The 9,923-nt window shown below is 55.6% G+C and carries 7 protein-coding genes; all 7 read right to left on the reverse strand.

The features are described from left to right. Window positions 1–1,301 (reverse strand): ABC transporter substrate-binding protein (locus M7439_RS08115; RefSeq protein ID WP_308464453.1); only part of this gene is annotated, 1,301 nt, incomplete at its 3' end. Window positions 1,302–1,718: 417 nt separating this feature from the next. Continuing rightward, complete coding sequence (locus M7439_RS08120) at window positions 1,719–2,888, reverse strand: M20 family metallopeptidase (protein WP_298346979.1); 1,170 nt, start codon at window positions 2,886–2,888, stop codon at window positions 1,719–1,721. Beyond that, entirely contained in the window at window positions 2,881–4,113 is a 1,233-nt protein-coding gene (locus M7439_RS08125) for an amidohydrolase family protein (RefSeq protein ID WP_298346981.1), read from the reverse strand. Before M7439_RS08125 ends, M7439_RS08120 begins: the two co-directional genes overlap by 8 nt. Window positions 4,114–4,202: 89 nt before the next feature. Beyond that, entirely contained in the window at window positions 4,203–6,284 is a 2,082-nt protein-coding gene (locus tag M7439_RS08130) for an ABC transporter ATP-binding protein (protein ID WP_298346983.1), read from the reverse strand. 241 nt (window positions 6,285–6,525) lie between these two features. After that, window positions 6,526–7,431, reverse strand: coding sequence for an ABC transporter permease (locus tag M7439_RS08135; RefSeq protein WP_298346986.1), 906 nt, complete (start codon window positions 7,429–7,431; stop codon window positions 6,526–6,528). 71 nt (window positions 7,432–7,502) lie between these two features. Beyond that, entirely contained in the window at window positions 7,503–8,450 is a 948-nt protein-coding gene (locus M7439_RS08140; protein WP_298346988.1) for an ABC transporter permease, read from the reverse strand. Then, window positions 8,447–9,574: an amidohydrolase family protein gene (locus M7439_RS08145; protein WP_298346991.1), complete on the reverse strand. Its 1,128-nt coding sequence runs from the start codon at window positions 9,572–9,574 to the stop codon at window positions 8,447–8,449. Before M7439_RS08145 ends, M7439_RS08140 begins: the two co-directional genes overlap by 4 nt. Window positions 9,575–9,923: the final 349 nt, after the last annotated feature.

Consider the following 9,923-nt stretch of genomic DNA (forward strand, 5'->3'; position numbering starts at 1 on the left):
GACGACAGGTTCAACACGATGCCTGCCGCAGCAGCAGAGCTCTTGAAGTCCTCCATCTCACCGGGGAGATAGGACGACCCAGTGGTGTAGGCAAGTGAGAAGGTCAGGGTCTGACCGCCACTAATTCCTGTCCCACACTCATTTGCTCCAGGTCCTGGCTTCTCACAGACCGCTGGTCCCGATGAGGGGATCTTCCAACCGTGGGAAGTCAACAACGTCCGGGCATCTTTGATGCTGTAGGGATAGGTGCTTGCCGACTCGAGAGAGCCCATGTAGGGATTGGATGGCTTTGGCGGAATTGGACCGTAATCTGGATAACCCCCAGTCCCAAGGAGGAGTGACTTCACGACTGCCGACTGATCCATCAGATGCTGGAGTGCCTGGCGGATGTAAAGTTGCTTGAAGATGCTCCCGACTTGGGGGTTAATGTAGTTCAGTGACAGGAAGTTGATCTCCCAATAGGGAGTGGGAACGATGCTGTAACCCGCCGCCTTCACTCTTGGCAGCGTCGAGAGGTCATTGGCCGGTACGTAGCCAGCCTGAATCTCAGATCCCGATAGGAGCGAACTGAACTCAGACGAACTGGAGGTGTAGGGAACCTCCTTAAATACCTTGTAGTTAACTTTTGGTCCCGAGTAATTTGGGTTAACTTTGAACGAAGCAGCACCTGTCGTATTGAACGAAGTGAGTTCAAATGGACCATCAACCACCTTCCAAAGGGGATTGGTCGCATAGGTAGAAGTGTCCTTGGATTGGGCACTCAGATAACTCAAAACAGCGGCAGCTCCTGATGCAGTCGATGCATAATTACCCACCGATCCCGAGGTAGAAGTCTTATCCCACGCCTGCTGGGGCATCGGAACCAACTCATCGAGCTGATCATCGGTGAACCAGATTGGGTTGACCGACTCCGTGAGGTGTAAAACGACAGTGCTTGTACCTACTGTCGAGACTGATTTGATGCTGTCGGGTATATCACCCGGGACATAATCGCCAAACTCGTTTTTCTCATACTTCAGGAGATCGAGAAAGAACATCAGGTCAGCGTTCGTCAGCGGCTGACCATTCGACCACTTCCATGGCTTAAGCTTGATGGTGACAACGGAATCGTTTTGGCTGAAGACAGGAGCATAGGCGAGGCTCAATGCAGTGTTGAGAGCGGTCGCTGAATTCGCAGTTCCGATAGTGTAAAGGTATGGCCACATAAAGTTCTGGAAGCTTCCCTTGTTAGCAAGAGTGTTGTAGGCCGGCTCGACAAATGGCAAGATCGAAGTCGGAGTACCTTGGGCTCCTTCGGCCATCGTGATTACGCCCGCATTCGTCGCGGTCGAAGGCTGACTGCTACTCGATGTACTATTTGAGCTCGAGGAGCCACAAGCAGCAAGGATCGCACCTCCAAGGCTAACTGTCGCCAGTATTGTCAAGGCTTTCCAACTTCTATTGGCCCCAACTATCATCGACGTACCCCTTTTACTTTCCATACCCATAGCCCCTTTCAGCATGATTGATCTTCCACCGTTCTCTACTACCGACCACGTCAACCCCTAAGAATCATGGCCGTTTTCTTGCTGTCACCGACCAGCGTGGCTTCGACCAGCTCATACCATACCGAAGCAATGGTTAAGACCCATGAAACCCCTGATCACCTCGCTTGCCTTTCCTCGGCGCTGCCCATGCTGAAGCCTTTCGAACTTCTCAATATAGGCAAGGTCAGAAGATCAATGCAACCCACCGCTCAATAGGAGTCGCTCCCTAACCCTCTGATCATTCGCAACATCAACAATTGTCCAAGCCATTGCCAGTCCACCATCCAGCAGCGCTCTATCAGCAGAGGGCTCGGCGCAATGAGCCGCGAATTCTGGCTGATGATTCACTGAGTCACCACAGTCGATCCCCAACATGGGGTGGATGGCGGGGATTCTCATGGAGATGTTGGCCATATCAGTCGATCCACCCATCGGTCTCTCTCCCTCACCGAATGGGGCAAAGACTCGACCAAGACTCTCAGCATTCTGACGATACAACCTCGCTAGATCCTCATCAGTAACGAACTCCGAGTACGGTGGTGATTGTTCCGTGATACGAAGTTCGGCGCCTGAACCCACGGCTCCGGCCTCAAAGCACCGCTCAATTTTGGGGCGTACCTCCTCAAGGCTCGCAAGTGTAGTACTGCGGATGTAATAACTCGCAGCGGCCCGACCAGGTATCACGTTCGGAGCCTCACCTCCGTGGGTCGTGATTCCGTGAACCTGACAGTTGGTCGGGAGCTGTTGTCGAAGGAGAGCAATCGCGACCTGAGCGATCGCTAATGCGTCACCAGCATTGATACCCTTCTCCGGTGCGGCCGAAGCGTGAGCGGTCTTGCCCAAATACTCAACCTGCAGATGTGCCACCGCCAGCGCTCGCATAGCGACATCCTCACGAGGGGATGGGTGCACCATCATCGCCGCATGCACTCCTTCAAACACCCCTGCATCCAACATCAGGATTTTGCCCCCGCCACCCTCCTCTGCAGGGGTGCCCATGACCTTGAGCGTGATACCCAAATCATCAACCAGCGGTGCAAGCGACAGTGCGGCTGTGACTGCCGCCGACGCTATCACATTATGACCACAAGCATGACCAACGTCTGGGAGGGCATCATATTCTGCACAAACCGCGACCACGAACTCACCCGAACCAATCGTCGCCTCAAAAGCAGTCGGTAAATCCGCCACGCCTCGCTTGACAGCAAAGCCGCCCGACTCCAACGCCTCGCCTACCCATCTCGACGCCAGTTGTTCTTGGAACCCTAGCTCAGGATGTGCATGAATCCGATGACTCAATGCCACCATGTCCTCAGCCAATGCTCGCTGGTTCGCCTGAACCGCGCTCTTAATCTCAGGCATCTTTGACCATCCGTTGTTGTCCGACCGACACAAGAACTCCATCCTTGTATACAGCAGACACATTCTCCTTGAGCCGAGAAAAATCGAACGGGTCTCCATCGACCACTACCAAATCGGCTCGTTTCCCGGGTTCCACGGTGCCAAGCTCGCCCTCGAGGCCCATCAGCTGCGCCGCGCTATGCGTAGTCGCAACCAGCACACTTCCAGGATCCATGCCTCCCGCCTCCATTAACGCCAACTCTCGCAAGTTGGTACCATGAGCGCCTACCCCACTGTCTGTTCCCATTGCAATCTTGACACCAGCCTTTACAGCCCTTGCAAACGAATCCTGGTGCACCAGGAGCAGTTCTCGCGCCTTCGCGATGACAGCTGGCTGCAGCGAGGCACCCTGATCAAAACTCTCCACGACCGATATCGGAGCGATGAGTGTCGGAACCAGCCAGGTTCCCTTGGCGAGCATCATCTCAATCGCCTCGTCATCAAGATATACACCATGTTCGATAGATCGAATGCCCGCCCTGATCGCAGCCTTAATCCCATCACTCGCTTGGGCATGGGCCATGACAAAGATTCCTGCCGCGTTAGCCTCCGCAACAAGCACCTGGAGTTCATCATCCCGAAAGTGTCCGTGACGGGGATTGTCGCGAGGGGACAGGACTCCACCCGACGTAAAAACCTTGATCACATTCCCACCGGAGCGGATGATTTCTCGAACCTTCTTACGCATCTCTTCTGGACCATCCACAATTCCAGAAGGCCTTCCAGGATAGGAGACCTTACCATCGAGGTTGATCCCTGAAGGCAGCCAACCATCCCCGTGGCCTCCGGTTTGACTAATGGCAGTCACAGATATCTGCATCCGCGGACCAGCGATCAAACCATCTTCCACCGCCTGTTGCACGCCAAGGTCGGCTCCAGATGCGTCCCTTATCGTGGTGATTCCAAGATCGAGTGTGGCCTTGAGATTCGCCTCCGCTTCGTAGAACTGATAGGAAAATGGTCGGGTTAACCTTCGCATCGTATCTACACCAGAGCTGGTCACATGGACATGGCAGTCAAATAGACCGGGTAACAACGCCTTCCCGGTGCAATCGACTACCTGGTCTCCGTCTAGGCCGTTACCAACCTCAATAATCTTCCCATCCTCAACAACCACATCTGCTGGCGCCATACCAGAGCCCGTTCCGTCAAAGAGTTGACCACCTTGAAATAGGGTTCTCACCATAACTCACTTTTCCCTTCATTGTTTGTGAACTTACCTACTACTTGCTATGAACGAAAGAAGACTTTGAGGAGTCTGTGACCCGTAAGCCCTCAACCTCCCAATACCCGCGCCTCGGTCACAGACTCCGCCACCGGCTCCCTCAAGGGGAAGTGACAGGCCGCCTCGTGTCCGATGCCGAAGGACCGCAACGGAGGTTCAACTTCAGCACAGATATCCTGTGCGTACTCGCACCGCGTTCTGAACCGACAGCCCGAAGGAGGATTAATGGCAGAGGGGAGCTCGCCGGTAACACTCGTCATTCTATGCGCACGAGCCGCCTCGGGATCTGGTAACGGTATCGATCGCAACAGTCCTTGCGTGTAGGGGTGGGCTGGCCCGTCATAGAGGCTTGCCGTCTGCCCGATCTCGACAATCTTTCCGAGATACATGACCGCAACGCGATCAGCCATGTATCGCACCACCGACAGGTCATGCGATATCACCACGTAGGTGAGGCCGTGGAGCTCCTGGAGTTGGCACATCAGATTGATGACCTGAGAACGAATCGAGACATCCAGTGCCGATACGGGTTCGTCGGCAACAAGGATCTTTGGATTGAGGGACAACGCTCTCGCAAGACCAATTCTTTGACGCTGTCCACCAGAGAACTCGTGGGGGTAGCGATCGATGAGACTCAGAGAGAGCCCAACCTCTCCCATCAGCTCTCGCACTCGATCCTGGCGCTCCGACGGCGAGCCCACATGTTGCAGCCGCATGGGCTCTTCGATGATTGCCCCTACCCGCATCCGCGGGTCCAACGAGGAGTAGGGGTCTTGGAACATCAGCTGAAGATCACGTCTAGAACTGCGGAAACCCTTTCCCTTTGAACCCACCAACTCCTTGCCTAAGAACCTCACACTGCCCCCGGTTGGCGTCTCAAGACCGGCGACCAGCCTTCCAAGGGTGGTCTTCCCGCAGCCTGATTCGCCAACCACCCCAAGAGTCTCCCCAGCGGCGACTTCAAACGAGACACCAGAGACTGCCTTCAGCGTCGATCCACTCTTATGGCCCAGTCGGATGCTCGACCTGACTTTGAACTCCTTGACAAGATCACACACTTCTAGGAGCTCTGCCCTGGTCGACTCCGACGAATTTCGCGAACTAAATTCCACCCGATTCCCCGTCGAAACAACGTCGGTTGCCTCGCGGACTTCCACCAGGCGATTGGAGGTGCTTGGGAAAAAGCAGGCGACAGACCGAGTGTCGTCCTGGCGCTCCAATACAGGATCGTTGGCTCGACATTCGTCCTTGGCATACCTGCAGCGGGGCGCAAACCGACACCCAGTAGGTGGATTGGACAGATCTGGCGGTAGTCCTCCAATCGCGAACAACCGACGTGAACGATCACTCTGAAGATCAGGTAACGATGCTAAAAGTGCCTCCGTGTATGGGTGCATCGGCTGGTGGAACAAATCCTCAGTCGCTCCCTCTTCGACGACCCTCCCTGCATACATCACTGAAACACGATCTGCCCGTCCCGCCACGACTCCCATGTCATGGGTGATGAGAATCACACCCAACTGCAACTGCTCGCGCAGCTGATCGAGAAGGTCAAGGATTTGTGCCTGAATGGTGACGTCAAGAGCAGTCGTGGGTTCGTCGGCAATCAGCAGCTTAGGTTGACACGCCAGAGCAATCGCGATCACTACCCTTTGACGGAGCCCTCCAGATAGCTGATGGGGATAGTCTCCTACCTGGTCGTTCGGGCGTGGCATTCCAACCATCTTGAACAATTCGACGGCTCGCGAGCGGGCCTCCGTCTTTGAAAGACCCAGGTGCCGTCGCAGCGATTCCGCGACCTGCTTGCCAACCGTCATAGTGGGGTTCAAAGCGGTCATGGGGTCCTGGAACACCATCCCAACCTCGTTCCCTCGCACATCCTGCATGTCGTGTTCTCGAAGGTGCGCAAGATTGCGCCCATTGAGGAGGATCTGCCCAGACTCGACCACTCCTCCTCTTGGTAGTAGCCCCATGACCGCCATGCCAGTCATCGTCTTGCCACTGCCTGACTCGCCAACAAGTCCAACAGTTTCCCCGGCCTCCACCGTCAGACTGACACCGTCGAGCGCATGGACCGTAGAACTGGATAGGGCGATCGAGACGCGCAAATCCTGTATTTCTAGGAGACTCACGACCCTACTCTCCTGTCTCTTGCCACCAACCCCTGCATCCGATGACCCAATTGCAGATGGGGCCATCCTTCGTCCTGGCTAGCCCCTTCCAAAGCTTGGCCACGGCTTGCCGTACGAGAACCCGCAGGCGCCCAATCCATCTCTTGGCAAGCGTTATCTAGCAACCCTGGAGAAGTGGGGCTACAGTCGCAGTAATCTACCGAGGCCATGAGCAGACGTTCTGGTGCTTTCAAAGAACCGCTCACTCCCGGCTCTCCAAAGTATCGCGCAACCCCTCGCCAATGAAGTTGAACGCCACCACGGCCAGAACAATGGCGATGCCAGCAGGGTAGATTTCCCACCAGTAGCCGTCATAGACGAAATTGAGACCATTGCTAAGCATTGCTCCCCAGTTGGTAGCGGGTACTGGTGGACCGAGCCCTAAGTAGCTGATGACCGCGAAGAGCGCGATCGAATTCGCAATACTCAACGTAGTTTGCACAATCACGACACCGATGACGTTTGGAATAAGGTGCCGAGCGACAATCCACCGACTACTCGCCCCCGCTCCCTTCGAGGCCTCCACGAACTCACGCACCCGCAACGAGAGCGTCTCGCCACGTACCAGTCGAGCCGGGACTGCCCAGGAGATAACCCCAATTTCGATCACGAGCACCGGTACCGAAGGCTGGATGATCGTCCCGAGCAGCAAGACCAACAGCAACGCTGGAATCGCAAGCACTGAATCCGCAACTCTCATCATCGTGGCATCGATCCACCCACCGAAATAACCCGCCAGCGCTCCCCACCAAGTACCGATGATCATCGCGACGATGGCAGCACCAATGCCCACCTCAAGGGCCGACTGGCCACCGGCCATCAGGCGTCCTAGGATGTCATAGCCGACGTCAGAGGTGCCAAGCAGGTGTGCTGCACTCGGCGCTTGATTCGCTTGAGCGAGCACAGTAGTCACCTGGTTGGTCCGATAGATGAGAGGACCCACGAAGCTAAACAGCACCAGAAAGATCACGATCACCGCGCCAACCACGGCGCTCTTTCGCCGCAGAAACCTTCGGTAACCGCGCCGAATCCCTGAGGGGCGTTCCTCTTCCTGCTCTCGCTCAACTACCGTCTGATCGGTAGCGGTCACCAGCGGTTCATAGTTCACTCAGACCTTCCCTCCGACTCGTGCAACGACTCTTGGCCACCGGGGACGGTAAAGCCCTTCCTTAGCTTCATCTAGTACGACACCCTCGGGTCGGCAAACCGGTACAAGATGTCTGCCAATAGCGAACCCAACACCGTCGCCACCGCCACTACCAAGGCGACACCCATGACTATGGGATAATCCCTTGCAATAGCCGAGTTCCAGAACAAGAGACCCATGCCTGGGTAATTAAACACCTGTTCCACAACCAAAGCGCCGGCAATCACCAGTGGCAGGATCAACCCGACCAAACTGATCAATGGGAGCAATGAGTTCCGCAACACATGCCGGCTGAGAACCTGCCAACGGGTCAGGCCCTTCGCTCGAGCCGTCCGAATGTAGTCCTGGGCAAGGCTATCAAGAGCAGCTGATCGGGCAAACCGCGCAAAGGATCCAAATACCGTGATCATGAGGGTGACGACGGGTAGAACCAACGCTACTGGATCAGAAAAGGAGGCACTAATGGTCGGCCCCTGAGGCCCCTGTGGAGGAAAGAGATGCACTCCAATCGCCAACGCATCGATAAGCAACAACCCTAACCAGAACAAGGGCATCGAGTAACCAGTCAACTCGACACTCGTCAGGAAGTGATCCAACGCTCCATCGCGATGCACCGCTTGCCAAATCCCCAAAGGAATCCCAACGATGAGTCCGAGTCCATACGCAAGAGCCACCAGCAGGGCGGTTTTCGGAAGTGCCTGTCCGATCAGGGTTCGCACCGGGGCGTTCTGGGTATACGAGTAACCAAGATTACCGTGCAGAAGCTGTCCCAAATAATTGAAATACTGAACAATCAGGGGCTTGTTATAGCCATTAGCAACGATGAACTCCTTCACCTGAATCGGCGTGGCCTGGGGTCCGAGAATCGCACGCGCAGGACCACCAGGCAGGGAATGCACCATCACAAAGACAATCACCGAGACCCCAATCACCACCACAATAGCTTGCAGCAATCTTCGGACTAGGTACAGTACGCTCATCGTGCCTGGCTCACCAGATCTTTGTAGACAACCCCCTCTTTCACCACCATCACGATGTGGTTGGCGTTCTCGAGTTGATCGATCTGTTGGAGAGGATCGCAATCGGTAACGACGACGTCCCCAAACTTTCCAACGGCAAGCGAACCGAGCTCGTCGCTACGGTCGATGAGCTCTGCGGCATATTGCGTACCTGCAAGCAGGGCCTCCATTGGACTCACCCCAAACTCCACAAGGCGACGGAGCTCGGTAAGGTTCCGGCCATGGGCTGCAACTCCACAATCGGTACCCATGGCAATGCGCACACCAGACGTCAAGGCCTTTGGAAGGCAGCTTCGAGCAACCTCGATCCACTTCATTTTCTTCTCGTACGACACAAGGGGGACCGCCTGCTTGTCCGGCACGGTCGTAGCAGTTGTGAGCGTAGGTACCAGGTAAGTACCTCTCTTTATCATCTCTTCGACCGTCGCCTCGTCGATCTCATAGCCGTGCTCAACGCTGGTAACACCTCCGAGAACGGCATTCGCGATTCCACCTCGACCTTGAGCATGCGCAGCCACTCGCTTGCCACGATGCCGCTGAGCCTCATCAACCACCGCGGTAATCTCCGGGATCGTGAGCCCCTCATCGTCGGGTTGATCCCTGGGACTCCAAACCCCACCGGTGGCGTGAATCTTGATCACATCAGCGCCGGCTCGCAACATCTCACGAGTTCGCTTACGACACTCCACCTCGCCATCAGCAATCCCAGGATATTGAGATCGAAACCCTAGATCCAAGCCACTTGGGTAACAAGCATCACCATGACCACCAGTCACACTGATAGGCGTCACCGCGATGAGCATCCGCGGTCCATCAATGATCCCCTGTTCAACCGCCATCTTCATCCCCAAATCGGCTCCACCCAGGTCTCGAACGGTGGTCACCCCTGCCTGCAAAGTGACACGAGCAGACTGCACCATCGATAGATGTAGGTAGCTATTGGGCAGCGTGGCTCGACGCAATGGATCGCGCTCGGCATCGGCATTTGAAAGATGCACGTGACAGTCGATAAACCCTGGCAACATCCAGTTACCCGTCACGTCAACTCTTCTCACACCCGGATCTAGCGTTGGCAGTTGTGCCATGGGACCCACCCACTTGATGCGCCCATCTACCCCGACTAGGACACCTCCATCATCAGAGTTGTCAGAGCCAAGCCCCCCAATCAGTCTCCCGTGTTCCAACAAGAGCTCCGAGCTATCTGTCATCACTTCGCTGTGCCCCCAATCAACCGTTCATCTCGAAATTCCAATTGTCTCAGTACGCTGAGACCATCGCTATTTATAGGACCACGTCTGCGGGAACAAGATACCAGTCGAGGGGAAGTAGACACCCTTCAGCTGACTTGAGACCGCGTTGATCGTGTAGGTCACCGGCTGGAAGATGACAGGGAGCTGCTTGACCAGGTAGTTGGAGTAGGCCTGCATGGCACTG

This window comes from Ferrimicrobium sp. (genome assembly GCF_027319265.1).
Classification (GTDB): Bacteria; Actinomycetota; Acidimicrobiia; order Acidimicrobiales; family Acidimicrobiaceae; genus Ferrimicrobium.

Excerpts from the sequence above, each read along its gene's own strand:
- M7439_RS08125 (WP_298346981.1), bottom strand. The coding sequence starts at position 4,113 with ATGGTGAGAACCCTATTTCAAGGTGGTCAACTCTTTGACGGAACGGGC.
- M7439_RS08140 (WP_298346988.1), bottom strand. The coding sequence starts at position 8,450 with ATGAGCGTACTGTACCTAGTCCGAAGATTGCTGCAAGCTATTGTGGTG.
- M7439_RS08120 (WP_298346979.1), bottom strand. The coding sequence starts at position 2,888 with ATGCCTGAGATTAAGAGCGCGGTTCAGGCGAACCAGCGAGCATTGGCT.
- M7439_RS08145 (WP_298346991.1), bottom strand. The coding sequence starts at position 9,574 with ATGGCACAACTGCCAACGCTAGATCCGGGTGTGAGAAGAGTTGACGTG.